This window comes from Asanoa ferruginea (assembly GCF_003387075.1).
Taxonomy (GTDB): Bacteria; Actinomycetota; Actinomycetes; order Mycobacteriales; family Micromonosporaceae; genus Asanoa; species Asanoa ferruginea.
Genome location: NZ_QUMQ01000001.1, coordinates 214,575 through 236,841 on the forward strand (window position 1 = coordinate 214,575; position 22,267 = coordinate 236,841).

Here is a 22,267-nt window from a genome sequence, read left to right on the forward strand (position 1 = left end):
CAAATTACATTCCGCCATCAGCTGTGCCGCGATGGGTCGATCATCCCGTGCACGGGATTATGCGCGTGCACCGGGAGCGCCCGACGTCACGACCGCGAGACCACCTCCTCTCCGGACAACGGCCAGGTCACCGGCCAGGTCGGTACGCAGCACCCGAGCGCCGTCGCGCCCCAGCCGGGCCAGGAGGGCGGGGTTCGGATGGCCGTACCCGTTGTCGACACCGACCGACACCAACGCCACCACCGGGTCGACGGCATCGAGGAAGGCCGGCTCCTGGTAGGCCGAGCCGTGGTGGGCGACCTTGAGCACCTGGGCCCGCAACGCGGAGGCGCCGAAGCGGTCGACGGTGGCCCGCTGCTCCTCCTCTTCGGCGTCGCCGGGAAGCATGACCCCCACCCCGTCGACGGTCGCCCGGAGAACGAGTGAGTTGTTGTTGGGGTCCGACCGTGTTCCGGTCATCTCCACCGGCGGCCCGAACGCCACGAGGTCGACCGTGCCCAGCGTTGACCGCCACCCCACGTCGACGGCCGTGAGGACCGCACCGGACTCGGCGGCCGCCCGCAGGACCAGATCCCGCCCGTCGACCGGCTCCGCATGCCGCGGGGTGGCGACAGCCACGATCCGGCGGCCGCGGCCGACACCCTCGATGCCGCCCGCGTGGTCGGCGTGGAAGTGGCTGATGACGAGGAGAAGCACGGTCCGGACCCCGAGCCGGTCGAGGCAGCCGTCGGCCGCGCCCGGGTCCGGCCCGGTGTCGATCACCACCGCGCTCGCGGGACCGGCGCGGAGCACCGCCATGTCGCCCTGGCCGATGTCGCACGCCACGATCACCCAACCCGGTGGCGGCCAGGTGCTGGTCAGGATCCGCACCGGCAGCGCACCGACGACGACCGCGACGCTCACGACGGCGACCAGCCGCCGCGCCACGCGGCGCCGCATGGCGACCAGCAGGACCACGGTCAACGCACCCAGCAGCAGCCCGCCACCGACACCGCCGGGCCACGGCACGCTGCCCATCGGGGTGTCAGCGCCGTAGCGGGCGATCAGGACCAGCCACCGCGCCGGCCAGTGCGCGACCCAGGCGAGGAAGCCGGCGCCCGACGGCCACACCGCGGAGACGATCGTGGCGCTGACGCCGAGCACGGTCGCCGGCGCCACGGCCGGGGCGGCGAGGAGGTTGGCCGGGATCGACACGAGACTCACCGCGCCCGAGAGGGCGGCGACGACCGGACCGCAGGTCACCTGAGCGGCCGCCGGGATCGCGAGCGCCTCGGCCAGGCCGGGTGGCACGCGCCGGCTGCGCAGCCAGTCGCGGATCTTCGGCGCCAGCATGAGCAGGCCGCCGGTCGCGAGCACCGACAACGCGAAGCCGGCGTCGCCGGCTAGTTCCGGGTCGACGACGACCAGCACGACGATCGCGGCCGCCAGGGCCGGGAGTGCGGCCCGCGACCGGCCACTCGCCAACGCCATGAGGCCGATCGCGCCCATGGTCGCGGCGCGTACGACACTCGGCGACGGACGGACCAGGATCACGAACGCGACCAGCGCGAGCCCGCACAGGATCGCCGAGGTCCAGCGGCCGGCGCGGCACCAGCGGGTGATGAGCAGGACGAAGCCGATCACAATCGCGACATTTGCTCCCGATACGGCCGTTAAGTGGGTAAGGCCGGTGGTTTGGAAGTCGTCGACCACGGCCGGGTCCAACCGGCTCGTGTCGCCGAGGACGAGGCCGGGCAGCAGGCCGCCGGCTTCCGGGGGCAGGTTCCGGCAGGCGCGCTGGAGGCCGGCACGCAGCGAGCCGGCCGCCCGCTGGGCCCACGACGACCGGCCGAGCAGTTCCGGTGCGGCGCTGGACGAGATGACCGCGGCGGTCAGGTCACCGCCGCGCGGCCGGTCGAGCCGCCCCTCCACCCGCACCCGCTGGCCTGGCAGCGGCGCGCCCCAGGCCGGATGGGTGGCGAGCACGAGGACCCGGACCCGCGCGTCGATCCGCTGCTGGTCGGCGTCGATCGGCCGGAGCCAGCGAAGCTCCGCGGCGACGACATGCATCGGCCGGCTCGAGCTGGCCACGAGCCGCGGGTCGTCGCGGACGACGAGCTCCGCCACGACCGACGTCCGGTGCTCGGTGAGCGCGGTGATGGCCGGCGCGTCTCGCACGGCTACGCGGGCGGCCGTCGCGCCGGCCCCACAGACGACACCGAGCAGGACGACAACGGCGATGCGGTGCGCCGCGGGTCCGGCGGCGCCCGCGCGTAGGCGCCGCATGATGTCGTAAGCGCGGGGCCGGCGGAGGCCCGCTCGTCGAACGCAAGTGGCCGCCGCGCCCGCGAAGAACGACCGGACGAGACCGCCGGGACCAACCACGACGGCCTGGCTCGCACGTCCCGACGCCGAAGGTCCCACCCTCCCCTCGACCGGAGCACCACTCGCCGGGCCGAGTCCACCGGACGCGGGCGTCGGGTGGCCGCCTGCTGCGCGACGTCCGAGGAGCAGGAGGACCGCGAGCGCGCCCGCTCCAGCTGCGACCAGTCCACCCGTGCGCGCACTCGCGAACAGCGCCCCCAACGCGCTCAGCCACGTGCCGAGCGCCATCCCGGCGAGCCGCAGGTCCGGAGGCTGCCGGCCCACGGCCGCCGGCGCCGCCGCATCGAGCGCGGCCTCAGCCGGTGCGCCGGTCATACCGTCACCAGATCCTTGAGCTCCTCGAACCGGCTGGCGCCGATGCCGTCGACGTTGCGCAGGTCGCCGACCGACTTGAAGCCGCCCTTGGCCGTGCGGTGGTCGAGGATCCGCTGCGCCAGCACCGGGCCGACTCCGGGCAGGCTGTCGAGCTCAGCCAGCGTCGCGCTGTTGAGGTTGATCTTTCCGCCGCCCGCCCCGCCGGCAACCGGCCCGGCACCCGGTGACTCGCCGGTCGACCCCGGCGGCGGTGTCACACCGATCAGCACCAGTTCGCCATCGGTGAGGCGGCGGGCGAGGTTGACCGACGCCAGATCCATCCCGGGCAGCGTGCCGCCGGCGGCCTCGACCGCGTCGGCTACCCGCGCGCCGGCCGGCAACCGCACCAGGCCGGGCTTTCGGACCTTGCCAGCCACTGCCACCACGATCTCGCTGGGGCTGCTGCTCGCAGGCGCGGCATCCACAACAGGCGGCGCCGAAACCGCCGCCACCGGCTCCACCTTGGGCCGGGCCCGGTAGGCGAAGAAGGCCGCCACCAACACCACCACCGCGGCCACGGCCGCGAGGGCCTTGATCCCCCGCCGCCCAGGGTCAAACGGCCCCGCACCACCCAGCAACCGCGAGGGCGGCGGTCCAGAAGAAGCCAACGATCCGCCAGGCTCAGGATCAAACGGCCCCCCACCACCCACCAACCGCGAAGGCGGCGGCCCAGAAGAAGCCAACGGCCCACCGGGCTCAGGGTCGAACGGCCCGCCACCACCCAGCAGACGCGAAGGCGGCGGCCCAGAAGAAGCCAGGGCCTCGGGGGACGAAGAGCGCGGAAACGTCGTGGCAAGCGTCGCCGGGTCGTCGAGGCCCTCGAAGGGCGACCGCAGCGGACGCGTTAGCGCCGTATAAGGATCGGGCCCGGCACTGAGGCGTGCCAAGCGCTGGCGGGCGAGCGTCTCGTCATCAGACACGCCGGCGACGTTAAGGCGCCGACACCAAGACCGACGGCGGCCTGTGGACAACCAAGAAGCTGTGGAAAAGACCTACGCCCGCCGGTGCACGACCACCGACGCCAGCCCCGGCCCGACGTGGGCGGCGACCGCAGCGCCGATCTCCGTGACATACAGGTCCTGAAGGCGCTCCCCGAGCCGCGCGGAAAGCGTGGAAGCGAGCTGCGACGCCCGCTCAGCCCCGTCGAGATGGTGCACCGCCACGTCCACGTCGGCATCCCCGGCCGCCTCCACCGCGAGGTCGACCAGGCGGGCCAGACCGCGGCTGGCCGTGCGTACCTTGTCGAGCAGCACGATCCCGCCGTCGACCATGTGCAGGATCGGCTTCACCGACAGGGCCGTGCCCAGCAGCGCCGACGCCGCGCTGATCCGGCCGCCGCGACGGAGGAACTCCAGCGTGTCCACATAGAACAGCGTCGACGTGCGCGAGGCGGCCGTGACCGCCGCCAGGGCCACCGTCGAAGCCGAGCCACCCGCGGCGGCCGCCGCGCTGGCCGCCAACGCCGGGAAGCCGAGCCCCATCCCCGTCGACTTGGCGTCGACGACCGACACTTGCGGCCCGACTTCGGCAGCGGCGAGCCGGGCCGACTCGACCGTCCCGGAGAGCTGAGCGGAAAGGTGCACTGACACCACGGAAGAAGCCCCGCCGGACAGCAACTGGCGATACAGCGACGCGAACGCCGCCGGCGACGGGCGCGACGTGGTCACCGAGACCCGCCGGCCGCCCAACGCGCGGGCTACCTCGGCCGGCGTGACGTCGACCCCCTCCGACCCCTCGACGCCGTTGATCACGACTGTCAACGGCACCACCGACATCGCCGCCGGCGCGTTTGGCGGCAGGTAGGAGGTGGAGTCGGTGACGACCGCTACGGACATGCCGGCACGGTAGCCGAGATCAGCCAACCACGCGGGCGATGGCCGGAAGAAAGCCGTCAGTTGATCCGGATGAACCTGGCGACGCTCGGCGTGCCGTGCGCGTCGAGCGCGAAGAGAAGGTAGTCGCCAGGCAGCACGACACCCGTGTCGGCCGGGATCCGCAGACTGTGCGAGGTGCCGCTGACGGAAGTCAGCGGGATCCGCCGCTGGTCGGTGTTGACCGTGTGCGTCACGGCCGAGGTGCGCACGAGCGCGAACCGCGGAACCGCCGCACCCGTGGTCACCGTGATCGTCGCGCCGGGCCGCGCCGTCGCGGGCGCCGCGGTGATCGTCGGCCGGGTCCGTCCGGACCCGTCCGAATTCAGCAGGTAGGGCGGCGTGAAGATCTGGCCGTTGGCGTGGTTGGTTGCGCAGTTGCCGCAGAGCCCGCCGCCGCCCGAGAACACCCGGCCGTCGGGCAGCAGCAGCGCCACGCCGTGGTAGGTGCGCGGCTCCGCCTCCGGCGCCATCAGGCTGAACTCGCCGGTCTCCGGATTCCACAGCTCCGGGCTCAGCGCGGCGCCGGTGTCGGTGAACGACTGCGGGTGCTGCTGGCCGCCGAGCGCCAGCACGCTGCCGTCCGGAAGGACCACGCCATTGGTGTACGCACGTGCGTACGCCAGATCCCCGACCCTGCTCGTGACGACCGGCTGGCCGCGCCCGGCCCGGATGTCAACGGTGTAGGCCCGCCGGGTGGCCTGGACGTTCTTGACCGTGCCGACGTCCTGGTAGGCCGTGGCACCGCCGAAGGTCAGGATCCGGCCGACGTCATACATGACCGCGCTGCCGTTCATCGCGTCGGCGCTGTCGGCCCGGTTGCCGGCGCCCACGATGGTGCCGGCCCCACTCGTCGTGATCCAGTTCATCTGCCTGCTCGGGCCCGCCTGGAAGACCGCGCCGCCCGAGATGGCGAACAGCCACGTGTGGTTGTCGGCGCGGAAGACCCCGCCCGGGTCGGCGGTGAGGACCTTGGTCGCCGGCACGCCGGTCAGCTTCGCCCACGTACCCGTCGTGCCGCTCGGTGTGAAGACCTCGCCGTTCTTGCCGCCGGCGGAGTCGAACCAGGAACCGCCGATGGCGAAAACCCGCCGGTCGGAGAGCAGCGTGCTGCTGTGGTAGGCGCGCGGGATCTGCATCCGCGGCCCCTTGGTCCAGGTGTTGTTCGCCGGGTTGTAGATGGTGGTCGCGCCGTTGGTGCTGCCGCCGTTGATGAGCACCCGGCCGTCGGCCAGGATGGCCAGCCCGCTGCAGAACATCTGGTGCTGGGTGTTGATGGTCGACGGCGCGCTGACCAGGCCGGTGGCCAGGTCCAGGATGGACACGATCGTCGTGGCGGCGACCTTGTCGAAGCTCCGGTCGGTGTTCGCGGCGAAGGTGAGCAGCTTGTTGTTGGGCAGCAGGACAGCGGTCACGGGTACGGCGGGGAAGCCGATCGGCGGGCCCCACCGGCCGCCGACGCCCGCAGCCGGTGCCGAGCCGTGCACCTCGACCTCGGACGCCGACGACCACGGGCCTCGGTTGCCGGCCTCGGTGGTCGCGGTCAGTCGCACGTAGCGGGCGTCGACCGCGGCGAAGGCGACGGTCTTCGCGCTCTTGTCGTCGGGCCAGGCGGCGTTGGCGATCGGCGTCTGCCAGGTGGTGCCGTCGACGCTGACCGAAACGGAGTAGCGGCCCACGTTGCCGTTGCTCGACGCGTCGGCGCGCGGGAGGTAGGTCAGGCCGCCGATGCGCCTGGTGGCCTTCATGTCGATGGTGATGGCGTGCGGCAGCGGCACGGCCGGCGAGAACAGGGAGTGCCAGATCGTCGTGGCGTTGCCGTCGAGCACGTTGCCTGCGGGGTAGGCCACCGCCTGGTCGCCGGCGCTCGCGGTCCAGCCGGCCCGGGGCAGCGCGGGCCCGACGGCGGGCGTGCCGATCACGGTTAGCTCGGCTGCCGAGGACCACGGCCCGCGGTTGCCCGCCTCGGTCAGCGCGGTCAGCCGGAGGTAGCGCGCGCTGACGGTCGCGAAGACGGCGGTCTTCACCGTCGTCGTGTCGCCCCACGTGCCGGTCGTCACCGGCGAGCCCCACGCCGTCCCGTTGTTGCTGACCGAAATGGAGTAGCGCCCCACGTTGCCGTTCTTCGAGCCGTCCTGCCGACCCTGATAGGTCAGCCCCTTGATGCTGGTGGCGCCGCGCATGTCGATCGTGATGCTGTGCGGCAGCGGCGTGGCCGGCGCGGTGAAGCGCGAATGCCAGATCGTCGCCGGCTTGCGGTCGAGCACGTTGCCGGCGGGGAAGGTCCCCTGCTGGTCGCTGGCGGTGGCGACCCAGCCGGTCGCGGGCAGCGGTGCGGCGCGGGCGACGTATGCCTCGGCGGGTGGTTCGCTCATCACCATTCCGGGCATCGAGGGCCCGGGGGTCGGCTCCGCCGCGACGCGGTGGGCGGCATGCGGGTCGACACCCGAGGCAGGCCGGACCGGAGCCGGATCGCGGGCATAGCCAGGCATCGGCACCACGATCAGACCGACCAGAAGGACCCCGATCGGAACCAGCCTGCGGGCGAACGGACGTTTGAAAGTTTCCATCGGCGACACCCCGTCACACGCCGAATAACTCCCAGTAACTGGGTTGGTGCATAAGGCTCCCACCGGGCAAGATCGTTACCATCAGCCGAAAGTGCCGAAAACGGGCACCCGAATTCGCGGCGCCCGAATCGCCTCACAAATCCGACTTTCGTGAGAACGGCTCAGCTTTGGCCGAGAACGCCCCGGTTGTGTGCCATCAACTGCCAGCCCGTGCCGCCGACCCGCGGGGTGCGGTCGCGCAACTCGGTCCAGTGGCAGTTGCTCAGCGAGCCGAGCGTGCGGGTCGCCTCGTTGGGCCAGCCGAGCAGCGCACCGCAACCCTGCCGGGCCGCGCCGCCGTGGGTGGTCACCACCACGGTGCCGCCGGGCGCCAGGGCCGCGGCGTCCTGGAGCGCTTCGAGCACCCGCTTGGACAGGTCGTCGAGGCTCTCGATGCCGCAACCGGGCGACGGGTCGCCGGCCCGCCAGCGGGCGTATTCAGCGGGGTGCCCGGTCTTGATGTCGGACAGCAGCATGCCCTGCCACTCGCCGAAATGGCGTTCGCGCAGGCGGGTGTCGACCGAAACCGAAAGACCGGTCAAGGACGCGAGAGCAGAAGCTGTGTCGTACGCCCGGGAAAGGTCACTGCTGACCAGCGCGTCGGGCTGGTAGGCGGCGAGCAGCGCGGCGGCGGCCGCAGCCTGGTCCCGGCCACGCGCGTTGAGCGGCGCGTCGGTCTGGCCTTGGACGCGGCCGCCCGCGTTGTAGTCGGTGTTGCCGTGCCGCCAGACGAGCAGTCTGGTCATTCGGCCGGGCTCGCCTCGCCACCGGTGGCGGCGGGGGCCGCGGGCACCAGATCACGGTCGACGAACGGGATCACCGGGCAGTCTTTCCACAACCGGTCGAGCGAGTAGAACTCGCGCTCCTCGGTGTGCTGGACGTGCACCACCAGGTCGACGTAGTCGAGCAGCACCCAGCGGCCGGCGCGCTCGCCTTCGCGGCGGACGGGCTTGGCCTTCTCGGGCAGCTTGAGCAGTGCCTCCTCGATCGCATCGACGATGGCGAGGACCTGCCGCTCGTTGGGCGCGGACGCGATCAGGAAGGCATCGGTGATCACCAATTGCTCGGCGACGTCGATGATGACGATGTCTTGCGCCTTCTTGTCGGCTGCGGCCTGCGCGGCGGCGAGCGCCAGCTCGCGCGTGCGGTCGGAAGCGGTCACCGTTCTCCTCTGGTCGACGGCATTCCCTACAAGCCTCTCACATGCCGCACGGTGGCCAGCGGTCAGCAGAGGCGAAATCACGCTCGGTAAAGGTGACGTTTCGCAATGTATTGGACCACGCCGTCGGGCACCAGGTACCAGACGGGTTTGCCGGACGCGACCCGCGTGCGGCAGTCGGTGGACGAGATCGCCATCGCGGGAACCTGGATCATCGATACGGCGTCAGCCGGCAGATGGGCCTTGCTCAGGGTGAAGCCGGGGCGGGTGACCGCGACGAAATGCGCCAACTCGAACATCTGGTCGGTGTCTTTCCACGACAGGATGCGCTCCAGCGCGTCGGCACCGGTGATGAAGAAGAGTTGCGTCTTCGGCCCGTACATGGAACGGATGTCACGCAGGGTGTCGACGGTGTAGGTGGGGCCGTCGCGGTCGATGTCGACCCGGCTGACGTGGAACCGCGGGTTGGAGGCCGTCGCGATCACGGTCATCAGGTAGCGGTCCTCAGCCGGCGAGACCTCGCGCGCCTCTTTCTGCCACGGGCGCCCCGTCGGGACGAAGACGACCTCGTCGAGGGCGAAATTGTCCGCGACTTCGCTGGCCGCGATCAGGTGGCCGTGGTGGATCGGGTCGAAAGTGCCACCCATGATCCCGATCCGGCGTACGCCGAGATCGTCGTCACCGTTCATCACCGGATCGTATGCCCGTCACTTCGCCCGGGCAGCCAGAGCGAGACGAAGGTCATCGTCGTTGTCGATCACCGCCCGGCGCAGGACGGGCGGCAGGTCGTCACGGGCGAGCATCGCCGCGGCCAGATCCCGGGTGCGCTGCTCGACCGCGTAGCGGGGAAACGCCAGGCCGGCGAGGCGCTCGGCGGCATAGGGGGTGCGCCGTCGCGAGGCCGCCGGCATCTCGTCGAAGTAGCGCGCGACATAGGGCGCGGTCAGCTCGATCTGCTCGGGCTGGAAGAGCCCTCGCCCGTTGGCCTCGACCAGTCGGTTGGACAGCCGGTCGTCGTTGATCACGGCTTCCCAGGCGGCCGCCTTCGCCGCCGCGTCGGGGCGGGCGGCCTGGGCCCGGGCGGCCCACTCCTCCCCCGAGGCGCTGCGGTCGGCGGCCAACTCCGCCGTGATCCGGTCGCCGTCGACCGCGCCCAGCACCGCGAGCCGGTAGACGATCCGCCAACGCAGCTCCTCGTCGACCTGGATGCCGTCGGGGATGCCGGCGCCGTCGAGCCAGCCCAGCAGCCGCGGCGCGTCGACGCTGGCGCCGACCAGCGCGCGCATCGCGGCCAGGCGGCGCGAGGCACCGGCGCCGGGCATGCCGACCAGGGTCTCGCACACCGCGGCGACCCGGGCCAGCGCCGCCGAACGCTCGGCCGGCGGCAGGTAGCGGTCGATCAGGTTGCGGGCCTGGAGCAGCGCGTCTTCGACGACGATCACCTCGGTCTCCGCCGGGAGGGCGGCCACCAGCAGGTCGACGAGGTCGACGACGGGGCGCTCCGCGTCGCGTACGCCATCAATGGTTGAGGTCCAGACCACCGCGCGGGTGAGCGGGTCGCGCAGGGTGGGAAGCACGTGTGGCACCGCCGCGGCGGACGCCTGGTCGAGCCTGATCTTGGCGAAGGTCAGGTCGCCGTCGTTGAGCAACAGCAGGTCGGCGGGTGACTCGCCACGCAGCTCGGTGACCTCGGTGCGCGGACCGTCGACGTCGAGCTCGACCCGGCGCCGCAGCGTGGTCACCCCGTCGGCCCGGTCGTAAAGGCCGAAGGCGACCCGGTGCGGGCGCAGGACGTCGCCCGACTGGAGCACCGCGGCGCTGTCGTAGCCGCCCTCGACCGAGACCCGCAGCGTGTTGACGCCGGCCCGGCGCAACCAGAGCTCCGCCCAGGTGGACAGGTCGCGGCCGCTCGCGGTGGTCAGCGCGCCGAGCAGGTCGGCGAGCGTCGCGTTGCCGAACGCGTGCGCGGCGAAATGGGCCTGGATGCCGGCCAGGAACGCCTCGTCGCCGACCCAGGCGACGAGTTGGCGCAGCGCTGAGGCGCCCTTCGCGTAGGAGATGCCGTCGAAGTTGACCAACGCGTCGGCCGAGTCGGGAACGCTGGTGGGCGCCACCGGGTGGGTCGACGGTCGCTGATCGGTCTCGTAACCCCAACCCTTGCGCCGCATGCCGAACGTGGTCCACGAGTCGCGGAACCGGGTCGCCTCGGCCAGCACCCGGGTGCCCATGTATTCGGCGAACGACTCGTTGAGCCACAGGTCGTCCCACCAGCGCATGGTGACCAGGTCGCCGAACCACATGTGTGCCATCTCGTGCGCGATCGTGATGGCGCGCAACTCGCGCTCGGAGTCGGTGACCGCCGACCGGAAGACGTAGTCGTCACGGATCACCACGAGGCCGGGGTTTTCCATCGCGCCGGCGTTGAACTCGGGCACGAACGCCTGGTCGTATTTGCCGAACGGGTAGCGGAAGCCGAAGAGCTCGTGGAACCGGTCGAGGCACTGCCGGGTGATCTCGAAGATCTCGTCGGCGTCCTTGTCGAGGTGTTGCGCCACCGAGGCCCGGCAATAGACGGCCAGCGGCAGACCGTCGTGTGTGGACTCGACGACGTGGTAGGGCCCGGCGATCACCGTGACGAAGTAGGTCGCCAGCGGTTTGCTGGTCGCGAAAGCCCACGTTCTCGTGTCACCGACCACTGTCGACGACGCGACCGCGGCGTTGGCCGCGACCACCCAGTCGGCCGGCGCGGTGACCCGCATGGTGACCGGGGCCTTGAGGTCGGGCTGGTCGAAGCAGGCGAAGATGCGCTGCGCCTCGTCGAGAAAGGACGTCGCGTGCAGGTAGACGGCGCCGTCGGCCGGGTCGACGAACCGGTGCAGCCCCTCGGAGCTGTTGGAGTAGGCCATGTCGGCCTCGACGGTGAGCACGTTGTCGGCGCGCAGGTCGGCCAGGGCCAGCCGGTTGCCGTCGAGCGCGGCCGGGTCGAGTGGCGCGCCGTTGAACGACACCGCGTGCAGGCGCACGGGCTTGACCTCGACGAACGTGGTCGAGCCGGGATGCGCAGCACCGAACCGGATGGTGGTCATCGACCGGAAGTGGTCGGCGGTGGTGACGTCGAGATCGATCTCGTAGGACTCGACGGTGATCGCGGCGGCCCGGTCGGTCGCCTCCCTCTGGGTCAGGCTGCGCATCCGCCTATCGTGCACGAAGTGGAGTGGACAGGTCGACCCACCCGCGAAGCGGTATAGCCTGACGGTCCGCCCCCGCGGCTTGAGCATTCGAGGAGCAGCGCGATGGCACACCATCCCAAGGGAGACTTCGACCTGTCGCGCGCCATTTGGCAGCGGGTCGGCGAAGAGCCCGCCGAGCACGGCGCGGTCGAGGTCGCGTTCGTCGACGACCTGATCGGGCTGCGCAACTCGGCCGACCCGCAGGGCGCGGTGCTGGTCTTCACCCAGGGCGAGTGGGACGCGTTCGTGGCCGGTGCCCGCGACGGCGAGTTTGACCTCGCCTGAGCTGATCATGCCGCGGCCAGCAGGTCGCGGATGAGCTGCATGTGCTGGATCCGCGGCGCCAGCGCGCGCAGTTGCAGCGCCAGGTTGGTGGCCGCCAGGATCGGCTCGTCGTCGGGCAGGTCATAGCCGAGCCGCTCGCGCAGCCACGGCGACACCTGGGCCCAGCTGTAGAAGCTGGTGTCGCGGTCGGGGTCGAGCGGCGCCGGAAACCCGCCCGGCCCCTGCTTGCCGAGCGCCCACAGCCGGACGAGCTCGCGCGAGCGGCCGATCCGCGCCCCGATCTCGGCCAGCGTCAGCCAGTCACGGTCGGCCACCCGCACGACCCGCAGCCCGGTCAGCTCGACCTGGTGTATCGCCACCGCGATGGCATCGGCCAGCACGGACCCGGGCCGGTCGAACGTCAAGCGGTGGGTGCCGTCGGCGCCGGTCTCCGATCGCGGCGGCGTCGGCAGCGCGGCCAGCCGGCGCTGCTGGGTGAGGCTCGGCGGCCGCTCGACCACCAGTAGGAAATGTTGAACGCGCATCGCCGCCTCCCCCGCCGGGCGCCCCGTGCACCCGCTCGCGCCGAGTCTCGCCGCCATCCGGCTCCCCGGGAGGAGCCAGCGGAGGGGGCCAGCGACGGTTCCGCCATCCGCCCGCGGGCTGCTAGCGTGGACGGATGCGGACGCTGAGTTTCCTCGGCTGGTGGTCGCCCTAAGGGCGGCCCCGCGTTCCGCGTGCCCACATCAAACGGCCGCCCGAGTCCGGGTGGTCGTTTTTTCGTGCCCAGGCTCGCGCGGCTCCTCTCAACCCACGGAGGCAGCCATGACCACCACCATCGCGACCCGCCGCATCACCGGTCTCCAGCCCACCGGTGAGCTGCACCTGGGCAACCTGCTCGGCGCGATCCAGCCGATGGTCCGCGATCAATACACATCCGACTCGATCGTCTTCCTCGCCGACCTGCACGCGCTGACCGTCACCCACGAGCCGCGCCGGCTGCGGGAAAACACGCTGCGCCAGGCGACCGTGCTGCTCGCGGCCGGTCTCGACCCCGACCGCGCGCTGTTCTACGTGCAGTCGCAGGTGGCCGACCATGCCGAACTGCATTACCTGCTGGAATGCACGACGGCGTACGGCGAGGCGCACCGGATGATCCAGTTCCGGGAGAAGTCGGCCGACCGGGCGGACGTGCGGTTGAGCCTGTTGACCTACCCGGTGATGCAGGCAGCCGACATCCTGCTGCACGACGCCGTCGAGGTGCCGGTCGGCGAGGACCAGCGCCAGCACGTCGAGCTGACCAGGGACATCGCGACGCGCTTCAACCACCGCTACGGCGACACGTTCGTGGTGCCGCGAGTGGTGACACCGACGGTCGCCGCACGTGTGATGGATCTCACCAATCCGACGGCCAAGATGGGCAAGACCACGTCGTCGGCGTCTGGCGCGATCGGCCTGCTCGACCCGCCTGACCTGGTCACCCGCAAGATAAACCGGGCGGTCACCGACTCCGACGGGATCATCGAGTACGACCCGGCGCTGCGGCCCGGGGTCAGCAACCTGCTGGAGATCCTGGCCTCGTGCGTCGGCGGCACTCCGGCGGGCGTCGCAGCCGATTTCACGGGGTACGGGCAGCTCAAGCGTGGCACGGCCGAGGCGGTGCTCGGCCTGCTACGGCCCTTGCAGGCACGTTACGAGACGCTCTCCCGCGACCCCGGCTACGTGCGCCTGGTGCTGGCCGAGGGTGCCGAGCGGGCGCGCGCGCGTACCGCGGAAACGGTCTTCCGTGCGAAGCGCGCTATCGGGGTATTGACGTGAGGACTTGTCAGAGCCACGTGCTAGACCTATGTCCTACCTGGAGGAGGGTCCGTCATGACCGCACCGACCGGCGTGTCCACGGAGGAGCGCCAGGGCGCCAGCCCGTGGCTCGTCCTGGTGACGCTCTGCCTGGGCTTCTTCATGATCCTTCTGGATACCACGATCGTGAACATCGCGATCCCCGACATGAGCACGAGCCTCGACGCGTCGCTCGACCAGATCCTCTGGATCATCAACGCCTACGTGCTGGTCTACGCGGTCCTGCTGATCACCGCCGGGCGGCTCGGTGACCTCTTCGGTCCCAAGCGGCTGTTCATCATCGGGTTGGTGGTCTTCACCGCGGCCTCGGCGGCCTGCGGCCTGGCCACCAACCCCGAGCAGCTGATCGCCTTCCGGATCATCCAGGGTGTCGGCGGCGCGCTGCTCACGCCGCAGACGTTGTCGACGATCACGGTGATCTTCCCGCCCGACAAGCGCGGCGTCGCGTTCGGCGTGTGGGGCGCGGTGGCCGGCGTGGCCACTATCGCCGGCCCGACGCTGGGCGGCTACCTGGTCACCGACTTCGGCTGGGAATGGATCTTCTTCGTCAACGTGCCGGTCGGCGTGCTCACCATCATCATGGCCATGGTCACGATGCCCGACCTGCGGCTCAACCGGCGCCACAAGCTCGACTGGACGGGCACCGCACTGGCCACGGTCGGCCTGTTCCTGCTGGTCTACGGCCTGATCGAGGGCGAGTCACACGATTGGGGCAAGGTCTGGGGCCCGATCACGATCGTCGAGGTGATCGGCGCCGGCGTGCTGGTGCTGGCGGTCTTCCTCTACCACCAATACGTGACCCGGGCCGGCGAGCCGCTGGTCCCGTTCAGCATCTTCAAGGACCGCAACTTCGCGGTGATGAGCGCGGTGAGCAGCGCGATCGCGTTCGGCATGCTCGGCCTGTTCCTGCCCCTGGTGATCTACCTGCAGTCGGTGCTCGGGCTGACCGCGCTGCAGGCCGGCCTGGCGGTCGCACCGATGTCGCTGCTGTCGATGGTGATCGCCCCGTTCGCCGGCCGCGCCGCCGACCGCCCGGCGGGCAAGTGGGTGCTGACCATCGGGCTGACCCTGTGGTGCGCCGGCATGGCGACCGTCGTCGCGCTGGCCAAGGCCGACACCGGCCAGTGGGGCCTGCTGCCCGGCCTGCTGATCGCCGGCACGGGCCTGGGCATGGTCTTCGCTCCCCTACAGACGATCGCGATGCGACACGTGGCACCACAGCAGGCCGGCGCCGCGTCCGGCCTGATCAACACCACCCGCCAACTCGGCGCGGTGATCGGTTCGGCCGCCGTCGGCGCCCTGCTCCAGGCCCAACTCGTCGGCAAACTCGGCGAAGCGGCCCGCACCAACGCCGCCGACCTCCCGCCCGAGGCCCGGCAACCGTTCCTCGACGCGGTGGCCGGCGCGACGGGCGGCGCCCTGCACGTCGGCGCGGGCCAGTCCGGCGCGGCCATCCCACCGGGCGTGCCGGAGCAATTCCGCCAGGCCCTGACCGACGTCACCACCCGCACGTTCCACGAGGGCTTCACCAACGCGATGAAGGCCACCCTGCTGCTGCCGCTGATCGTCTTGGCGATCGCGGCCGTGAGCTGCCTGTTCATCCGCCAGCAACCCCCATCGTCGACAGACACCCCGACCGAGCCCCGCCCGGCGGAGGCGGCAACGACCTAGGCCCCCAGCACCAGGTGCACGGTTGAGGCCGTCCGGCCCGCGATCCGGACCGGCCCAGGCGCTGCTTGACTCGCAGGCGCACGATCGCGCCCAGGTCGGGCAGGTGTCTCCCAGCGGATACATGTTTTGTTATGTACGTACACGACAAAACATGTACGCCCGAACAGCGACCGGCCCGCCCCTAGCCGTGTCCCAGTCGGGCCTGCCCAGACGCGGGACCCGCGCCGCCCTTCGCATGGCCGTGGCCAAACGGGACCTTGACCAACCGCCGGCCGCCTCCGCGCGCGGGCCGCACCCAAACGCGGGCCGACCCAGACGCACGACCCGCCGCCTTCGCATGGCCGCGCCCAACGAGGACCGTGACCAACCGCCGGCCGCGCTCAACGCGGGCCTGCCCAGACGGGCGACCAGCCGCCTTCACGTGGCCGTGCCAAACCGGCACCGTGCCTAAACGCCGGCCGCCTCCGGGGGCGGGCCGCGCCCAACGCGGGCCGCCACCCTGCCCGGGCCGCGCCCAACGCGGACCGCCACCCCGCCCGGGCCGCGCCCAACGCGGACCGCCACCCCGCCCGGGCCGCGCCCAACGCGGACCGCCACCCCGCCCGGGCCGCGCCCAACGCGGGCCGCCTGCGCTCGCGGACCGCGAGCGCGTGGGCCGCGAGCGCGTGGGCCGTGCTCAAGGCGGGCCGCTACGCTCGCGGGCCGCCCCCAAACGCGGAGTCGCCACCGCGCGGGCCGCGCCCAAACGCGGGGCCGCCACCGCGCGGGCCGCGCCCCACTGGGGCCGTGCCCAATGCGGGCCACCATCGCGTAGGGAGCTCGCCCCAATAGGGACCGCGTCCAACGCGATCCGCTGCCTACGCACGGGCCGTGCCCAACGCAGGTCGCCGCACAAATGTGGGCCGCGCTCAAGCGTGGGCCCTTGCCTAGGCGCGGGCCGGTGCCTTGAGGGCTTTCTCGAAGCAGCGGCTGTAGGGGTTGGTGACGTATTCGCCGTAGGTCGGGATCGTGCGGTAGCCCGCCTTGCGGTAGAGGCCCAAGGCGGCCGGCAGATAGCTGCCGGTCTCCAGCCGGGCGATGGTGAAACCATCGGCGGCCGCCGCCTCCTCGAGCACGGCGAGCATCAACCGGCCGAAGCCGTCGCCGCGGCGGTCGGGCTTTACGTACATCCGCTTGATCTCGACCGCGTGGGTGTCGATTGCCTGTAGGCCGCCGCAGGCGACCACCTCGTCGTCGACGACCACGACGAGATAGCGGATGTCGTCGTGTAGCGGGAACGAGCCGTCGATCGCGTCGCTCGCCCGTTCGGCGGCGCGCAACTCGGCCTGTTGAGCGTTGACCAGCGCGACCAGGTCCGGCTCGGTGCCATGCCGGCTTTCTACCTTCACCCGGCCGACGTTAACCGAGATCGGTTTCCGCTCTGTTAAACCTGGTCGTCGGCGGGCTGGTCAGCGTCGACGTCGTCGAAGTCGGTGCCGTAGCCGGGCAAGTCGGGCGTCGGCTGCCGGCGCATCTTCCGCGCCGCGAGGCGGTCGGAGGCGCGCGCCCGGTTCGAGCGCTCCGTGATTCGCGGGTCGGTGCCGCGCAGGCCGGCGGTCGGGTCGATGCCCTCGCCGAGGGTCGGCTCCCAGTCGAACTCGCGCTCGCCGATCTGCACCAGGCTGCCACGCACGGCGCCGGCCTTCGCGAGTTTCTCCTCGACACCCAGCCGGTTGAGCCGGTCGGCCAGGTAGCCCACCGCCTCGTCGTTGTCGAAGTTGGTCTGCCGGACCCAGCGCTCGGGCTGCGCACCGCGTACGACGAACGTGCCGTCCGCGGTCTCCTCGATGGTGAAGCCGGCGTCGTCGACCGCCCGCGGGCGCAGGATGATCCGGGTCGCCTCGGGGTCCGGGGCGGTGATTCGCTGCGCGGCGACGAGTTCGGCCATCGCGTAGGTCAGCTCGCGCAGGCCCTCGCGGGTGGCGGCGCTGACCTCGAACACGCGGTAGCCGCGCTCCTCCAGGTCGGGGCGGACGATCTCGGCCAGGTCGCGGCCGTCGGGAACGTCGATCTTGTTGATGGCGACGACGCGAGGGCGGTCTTCGAGGCCGCCGTACGCCGACAGCTCCGCCTCGATCGCGTCGATGTCGGAGACCGGGTCGCGGCCCGGCTCCAACGTGGCCGCGTCGACCACGTGTACCAGCACGGCGGTGCGCTCGATGTGCCGGAGGAACTCCAGGCCGAGGCCCTTGCCGGTGGCCGCACCCGGGATCAGGCCCGGCACGTCTGCGATGGTGAACGTGTGGTCGTCGACGCGTACGACGCCGAGGTTGGGCACCAGCGTGGTGAACGGGTAGTCGGCGATCTTCGGCTTGGCGGCGGACAGCACCGAGATCAGCGACGACTTGCCGGCCGAGGGGAAGCCGACCAGGCCGACGTCGGCGACGCTCTTGAGCTCGAGTACGACGTCGAGGACCTCGCCGGGCTCGCCGAGCTCGGCGAAACCGGGTGCCTTGCGGCGGGAGTTGGCCAGCGACGCGTTGCCGCGGCCGCCGCGGCCGCCGCGGGCGACCTCGACCGTCGTGCCGGCGCCGACCAGGTCGGCCAGGATCTCGCCGTCGGCGGTCTGCACGACGGTGCCGTCCGGCACCAGCAGCACCAGGTCGTCGCCGGTGGCGCCGTCGCGGTTGGAGCCCGCGCCGCCCTTGCCGTTTGAGGCCTTCAGGTGCGGGCGGAAGTGGAAGTCGAGCAGTGTGTGCACCTGCGGGTCGACCTTGAAGGAGACGCTGCCGCCGTGCCCGCCGTTGCCGCCGTCGGGGCCGCCGAGCGGCTTGAACTTCTCCCGGTGGATCGACACGCAGCCGTGCCCACCGTCGCCGGCCCGCAGGTGCAGGACGACCCGGTCAACGAAGGTAGCCACGACTCTCCACTCTTTCCGTCAAAATCGAAACAACGAAGCGGGCCGGGACACCAGGTCCACGGCCCGCTTCGAACAATTGCTTGAGGCGCTGCGCCTTAGTGCTCGCTCGGCACGATGCTGACGGTCTTGCGACCGCGCTTGGTGCCGAACAGGACCGCACCCTTGGCGAGCGCGAACAGCGTGTCATCGCCGCCGCGGCCGACCAGGTCACCCGGGTGGAACTTGGTGCCCCGCTGGCGGATCAGGATCTCGCCGGCGAGCACCTGCTGGCCACCGAACCGCTTGACGCCCAGGCGCTGGGCCGCGGAATCACGACCGTTGCGCGAGCTGGACGCACCCTTTTTGTGAGCCATCGGTAACGCCTACTTCCCGCTCGAGATGCCGGTGACCTTGATCTGGGTCAGCTTCTGCCGGTGACCCTGACGCTTGTGGTAGCCGGTCTTGTTCTTGAACTTGTGGATCCGGATCTTGGGGCCCTTGGTGTGCGCGGCGATTTCGCCGGACACCGAGACCTTGGCAAGCTTCGCCGCGTCGGTCACCAGGTCGTCACCGTCAACGAGGAGCACCGCGGCGAGCGTCACCGCGTCGCCGGGCTCGCCGACGAGCTTCTCGACCTCGATCACGTCACCCTCGGCGACCTTGTATTGCTTGCCGCCGGTCTTGACGATCGCGTACATGGGACGCGGACTCCTGTCGTAGCGTGGCGGTGGTCTGTCGTTCGCCGCGGCGCCTGCGTGCGAGAGGGGCACGATCGGCGGGCACACGTGAACGCGGCGCACGCGGGGTGCGCCACAGGCAAGCGTACGGCATCGCGGCCCCGGCCCCCAAACCACCCCTGGATGACCTCCGAGCGGGCCCGATCACCAGCTTATCCGGCCGCGGGGCGGGCGCCGACGGGCTCGGGGCTGGGTGTGGCCTCGGCGATGCGGAGGGCTTCGACCAGTTTGCGGTAGAGCGTGTCGGTCGCCAGCAGCTCGGCGTGGGTGCCCCGGGCCCGGACCCGGCCCTCCTCCATGACCAGGATCGTGTCGGCATCGAGGACCGTCGACAGCCGGTGGGCGATGGTGACCACGGCACCGACCGCGGCCCGGTCGCGGATGCAGTCGTGGAGCGCGGCCTCGGTCAGGCCGTCGACCTGGGCGGTGGCCTCGTCGAGGAGCAGCACCTCCGGGGTGCGCAGGATGGCTCGGGCCAGCGCGATCCGCTGGCGCTGGCCGCCGCTCACCGCGCTCTCGGTCAGGGACGTGTCGAGTCCCTCGGCCAACGAGTCGATCTTGTCGTCGAGGCGGACGGCCCGCAGCACGGCCTCGACCTCGGCCCCGGTCGCGTCGGGGTGGGTGAAGAGCAGGTTGTCGCGGATCGTGCCGGGGACGACCGGCGTCTCCTGCTCGACGTAGGCCAGCCGGGAACGCACCTCGTCATGCGTGTAGGACTGGTAGGGCCGGCCGTCGAGCAACAGCTCACCGCTCTCCGGCTCGAGGAAGCGCAGGATCAGCGAGAACAGCGTGGTCTTGCCCGCACCGGACGGCCCGACGATCGCGGTGTGCCCCCGGCGCGGGACGGCCAGGTCGATGCTCCGGACGGCCGGCTCGGTGCCCGGGGCGTAGCGTGCGGTCACCGCCCGGAACTCCAGCACCAAGTCGGACGCCGGACCCGGAACACCGAAGGCGGCGACGCCGGGCCGGTGCGGCTCGATCTCCATCGCCTCGACCTGCCGGATCCGGGCACCGGCGGCCATCCCGGCCTGGAGGTTGGTGATGTTCTGGGTCAGCTCGGTGATCGGGCCCATCAACTGGAACGCGTAGAGCAGGAACGCGATCAGGCTGGACACCTCGAGCAGCCCGCGGTCGGCCCGCCAGGCGCCCACTCCGAGGATCACGATGATCGAGAGTTGGATGCCGGTCCAGGAGATCGTCCAGACCGTTGCTGTGCGGCGGGCGGCGCGGACCGCGTGTGCGGCGGAGTCGCGGGCGTCGGCCAGGATCCGCTCGGTCTGCCGCTGCTCGGCCCGGCTGGCCTTGACCGTGCGGATGGCGCGCAGCGCACCCTCCAGCGCACCGCCCAGACGGCCGACCGACTCCTGGGCCGCCTCCTGCGCGCGGGCGATCGCCGGCATCAGCGCGGTCATGATGGCGCCGACCACCAGCACCGACGCGAGGGTGCAGGCCAGCAGGACCAGGTCGAGCACGCCCATCAGGACCAGCGTGGCGATCATGGCGAGGGTGCTGTTGAGCAGGCCGACGATGCTCGCCGAGGCGCTGTGCAGCAGGCCGGCGTCGGACGTCACCCGGGTGACCAGCTCACCCGTCGGCCGGCCGGTGATCTCACGGACCCGGGCGGCGAAGTAGCGGCGGATCATCGACACCCGGGCGTCGAGCACCACCTTCTCCGAGACGGTGCCCATGATCACCCACTGCCACATCGAGATGCCGGCGCCAACCACCACGAGGCCGAGCAGCACCCCGACCGGCTGCCACAGCGGCACGTCGGAGCGGCCCAGGGTGTCGATCACCCACTTGGCGACCAGCGGCGTGGCCAGCCCGACCGCGCTGCCGACCAACCCGAGCAGGAACCCCATCACCAGCACCCGCCGGTGTGGTGCGACGAACGAGACCAGAGTGCGGAGCCGGGCAAAGCGAGGATCCGGATCAGTCATGCGCTCTAGTGGAACGCACGTGTTCCACAACAGTCAAGGAAGATACCGATTTGGGGCTGCTAACCTCAGCGACGTGCAGGAAAATGAGCGTGGTGCGCGGGCCCGCACCCGGCAGGCGATCCTGTCCGCCGCCATCGAGGCCCTGGGGCAGAACCCGGCGGCGGCCCTGAGCGACATCGCCGCCGCGGCCGAGGTCGGGCGCACGACGTTGCACCGATATTTTCCGGAGCGCTCCGACCTGCTCCGGGCCGTCGCCGCCGAGGGCTCCGCCCGCCTCGACCGGGCCACCGACAACGCCCGCCTCGACGAGGGCACCGGCGCCGAGGCGCTGCTGCGCCTCTGCCGCGAATACTTCGACCTGGGCAACCTGCTGTCGCTGATCTTCACCGACCCCGAGTGCCTCGGCGACGCCACCCCGATCGTCGACGGCGGCTGCGACACCCGCTTCACCGCCATGGTCGACCGCGGCCATCGCGACGGCACGATCGACGCCGGCCTACCGGTGGGCTGGCTGTCCAGCCTGATGTGGTCGCAGCTCTACGCGGGCTGGAGCTACGCCGGCCAGCACGGCACCTCCCGGCACGATGTGCTCAAGCTGGTGGTCCGCACCGTCGACGGAGCGATCGCACCGCGGGCCTAAAGCCAGGATCAGCTCGGGCACAGCGCGTCGAGCCGGTCCTGGATGGCGCCGAGGGTCGCGTCGTCGATGGTCTCCACGTCGGAGGTCATCTTGTCGACCTGCCCGGCGAGCTGCCCCAGGGTGGTCTTGAGCTGCGGGTCGGTCGCCGTCGTCGAGACCTTGCGCAGATCGGCCGCCCAGGTGTCCAACGTCGACTCGAGCTTCGCCTCCGCCGCCCGCTGCCCGGCCTGGTCCTTCTTCTGCTCGGCCTCCAGCACGGCGGTGAGCTGCTGCACGAACGCGGTCGTGCCGTTGGAGCTGGCCTTCAGCGCGTCGGCGCACGCCTGGGTGGCGTTCCCGCCGGCCTTGGCGGTCGGCACCGGGCCGAGCGACAGCTCCGGCGCGACCGTGCCGGCCGGGGCGCCCGGGCTCGTGGACGGACCCGGCGCGGGTGTGCCCGACGTGGTCGGTCCCGGCGTCCCGGCCGCCGTGCCGCGACCCTCGACGTCTGCCGAACAACCGGCGACAGCGAGCAACGCGGCGGACAGGACGACAACGGCAAAGTGGCCACGCAGGCGCATCGGAAGATCCTCCGGAGGGGGGTGGCGGGACCGCGTCCCGCGACCCTAACGCGCATTCATGAATGCCGCTCGTCCGCCCCCGGGCATGAAGCAGCCCGGCCGCTTGCACGACCGGGCGCTTCTTACATCATTT

Annotated in this window: 19 protein-coding genes; 4 read left to right on the forward strand and 15 right to left on the reverse strand. The window is 71.5% G+C overall.

What is annotated here, in order from left to right; genetic code table 11:
• Window positions 1-57: 57 nt before the first annotated feature.
• The 8 genes from DFJ67_RS01030 to pepN form a co-directional block, all read right to left on the reverse strand.
• Window positions 58-2,679 carry a ComEC/Rec2 family competence protein gene (locus DFJ67_RS01030; protein WP_409362996.1) on the reverse strand — a complete coding sequence of 874 codons (2,622 nt, stop codon included), beginning with the start codon at window positions 2,677-2,679 and terminating at the stop codon, window positions 58-60.
• On the reverse strand, window positions 2,676-3,446 hold the full coding sequence (locus DFJ67_RS01035; protein ID WP_409362997.1) for a helix-hairpin-helix domain-containing protein: 771 nt from the start codon (window positions 3,444-3,446) through the stop codon (window positions 2,676-2,678). Before DFJ67_RS01035 ends, DFJ67_RS01030 begins: the two co-directional genes overlap by 4 nt.
• Before the next feature lie 264 nt (window positions 3,447-3,710).
• A complete protein-coding gene (locus DFJ67_RS01040) occupies window positions 3,711-4,553 on the reverse strand; it encodes a DegV family protein (protein WP_116075448.1) in 843 nt (280 codons plus the stop codon).
• A 56-nt stretch (window positions 4,554-4,609) separates the two neighbouring features.
• Entirely contained in the window at window positions 4,610-7,159 is a 2,550-nt protein-coding gene (locus DFJ67_RS01045) for a galactose oxidase family protein (protein WP_203784401.1), read from the reverse strand.
• A gap of 161 nt (window positions 7,160-7,320) precedes the next feature.
• Window positions 7,321-7,944, reverse strand: coding sequence for a histidine phosphatase family protein (locus tag DFJ67_RS01050; protein WP_116066138.1), 624 nt, complete (start codon window positions 7,942-7,944; stop codon window positions 7,321-7,323).
• Window positions 7,941-8,360, reverse strand: coding sequence for a ribosome silencing factor (rsfS, locus tag DFJ67_RS01055; protein WP_116066139.1), 420 nt, complete (start codon window positions 8,358-8,360; stop codon window positions 7,941-7,943). Before rsfS ends, DFJ67_RS01050 begins: the two co-directional genes overlap by 4 nt.
• Window positions 8,361-8,437: 77 nt before the next feature.
• On the reverse strand, window positions 8,438-9,046 hold the full coding sequence (gene nadD / locus DFJ67_RS01060) for a nicotinate-nucleotide adenylyltransferase (RefSeq protein ID WP_275407700.1): 609 nt from the start codon (window positions 9,044-9,046) through the stop codon (window positions 8,438-8,440).
• 18 nt (window positions 9,047-9,064) lie between these two features.
• Complete coding sequence (gene pepN, locus DFJ67_RS01065; RefSeq protein WP_116066140.1) at window positions 9,065-11,548, reverse strand: aminopeptidase N; 2,484 nt, start codon at window positions 11,546-11,548, stop codon at window positions 9,065-9,067.
• Window positions 11,549-11,650: 102 nt separating this feature from the next.
• On the opposite strand from pepN, the gene DFJ67_RS01070 reads away from it, so the two are divergent.
• Window positions 11,651-11,872, forward strand: coding sequence for a DUF397 domain-containing protein (locus DFJ67_RS01070; protein WP_116066141.1), 222 nt, complete (start codon window positions 11,651-11,653; stop codon window positions 11,870-11,872).
• 5 nt (window positions 11,873-11,877) lie between these two features.
• Here DFJ67_RS01070 and DFJ67_RS01075 read toward each other — a convergent pair whose 3' ends face one another.
• Window positions 11,878-12,396, reverse strand: coding sequence for a hypothetical protein (locus DFJ67_RS01075; RefSeq protein ID WP_147315374.1), 519 nt, complete (start codon window positions 12,394-12,396; stop codon window positions 11,878-11,880).
• 280 nt (window positions 12,397-12,676) lie between these two features.
• Between DFJ67_RS01075 and trpS the strand changes: the two genes are divergently transcribed.
• Entirely contained in the window at window positions 12,677-13,669 is a 993-nt protein-coding gene (gene trpS, locus DFJ67_RS01080; protein WP_116066143.1) for a tryptophan--tRNA ligase, read from the forward strand.
• Between the two features lie 54 nt (window positions 13,670-13,723).
• Window positions 13,724-15,379, forward strand: a complete 1,656-nt coding sequence (locus DFJ67_RS01085) for a DHA2 family efflux MFS transporter permease subunit (RefSeq protein ID WP_116066144.1) — start codon at window positions 13,724-13,726, stop codon at window positions 15,377-15,379.
• Between the two features lie 926 nt (window positions 15,380-16,305).
• On the opposite strand, the gene DFJ67_RS01090 is transcribed toward DFJ67_RS01085, so the two are convergent.
• From DFJ67_RS01090 to DFJ67_RS01110, 5 genes are all read right to left on the reverse strand, one after another.
• Window positions 16,306-16,767: a GNAT family N-acetyltransferase gene (locus DFJ67_RS01090; protein ID WP_116066145.1), complete on the reverse strand. Its 462-nt coding sequence runs from the start codon at window positions 16,765-16,767 to the stop codon at window positions 16,306-16,308.
• A gap of 35 nt (window positions 16,768-16,802) precedes the next feature.
• Entirely contained in the window at window positions 16,803-18,278 is a 1,476-nt protein-coding gene (obgE, locus tag DFJ67_RS01095) for a GTPase ObgE (protein WP_116066146.1), read from the reverse strand.
• A gap of 95 nt (window positions 18,279-18,373) precedes the next feature.
• Window positions 18,374-18,631 carry a 50S ribosomal protein L27 gene (rpmA, locus tag DFJ67_RS01100; protein WP_116066147.1) on the reverse strand — a complete coding sequence of 86 codons (258 nt, stop codon included), beginning with the start codon at window positions 18,629-18,631 and terminating at the stop codon, window positions 18,374-18,376.
• A gap of 9 nt (window positions 18,632-18,640) precedes the next feature.
• Complete coding sequence (gene rplU / locus DFJ67_RS01105) at window positions 18,641-18,955, reverse strand: 50S ribosomal protein L21 (RefSeq protein WP_116066148.1); 315 nt, start codon at window positions 18,953-18,955, stop codon at window positions 18,641-18,643.
• 191 nt (window positions 18,956-19,146) lie between these two features.
• Window positions 19,147-20,934 (reverse strand): ABC transporter ATP-binding protein, encoded by a 1,788-nt coding sequence (locus DFJ67_RS01110; RefSeq protein ID WP_116066149.1) that lies wholly within the window; start codon window positions 20,932-20,934, stop codon window positions 19,147-19,149.
• A 73-nt stretch (window positions 20,935-21,007) separates the two neighbouring features.
• Here DFJ67_RS01110 and DFJ67_RS01115 point away from each other — a divergent pair, with 73 nt between their 5' ends.
• Entirely contained in the window at window positions 21,008-21,574 is a 567-nt protein-coding gene (locus DFJ67_RS01115) for a TetR/AcrR family transcriptional regulator (protein ID WP_116066150.1), read from the forward strand.
• 8 nt (window positions 21,575-21,582) lie between these two features.
• Here the strand turns inward: DFJ67_RS01115 and DFJ67_RS01120 are convergent, their stop codons facing one another.
• Window positions 21,583-22,134 carry a hypothetical protein gene (locus DFJ67_RS01120; RefSeq protein WP_116066151.1) on the reverse strand — a complete coding sequence of 184 codons (552 nt, stop codon included), beginning with the start codon at window positions 22,132-22,134 and terminating at the stop codon, window positions 21,583-21,585.
• Between the last annotated feature and the right edge of the window lie 133 nt (window positions 22,135-22,267).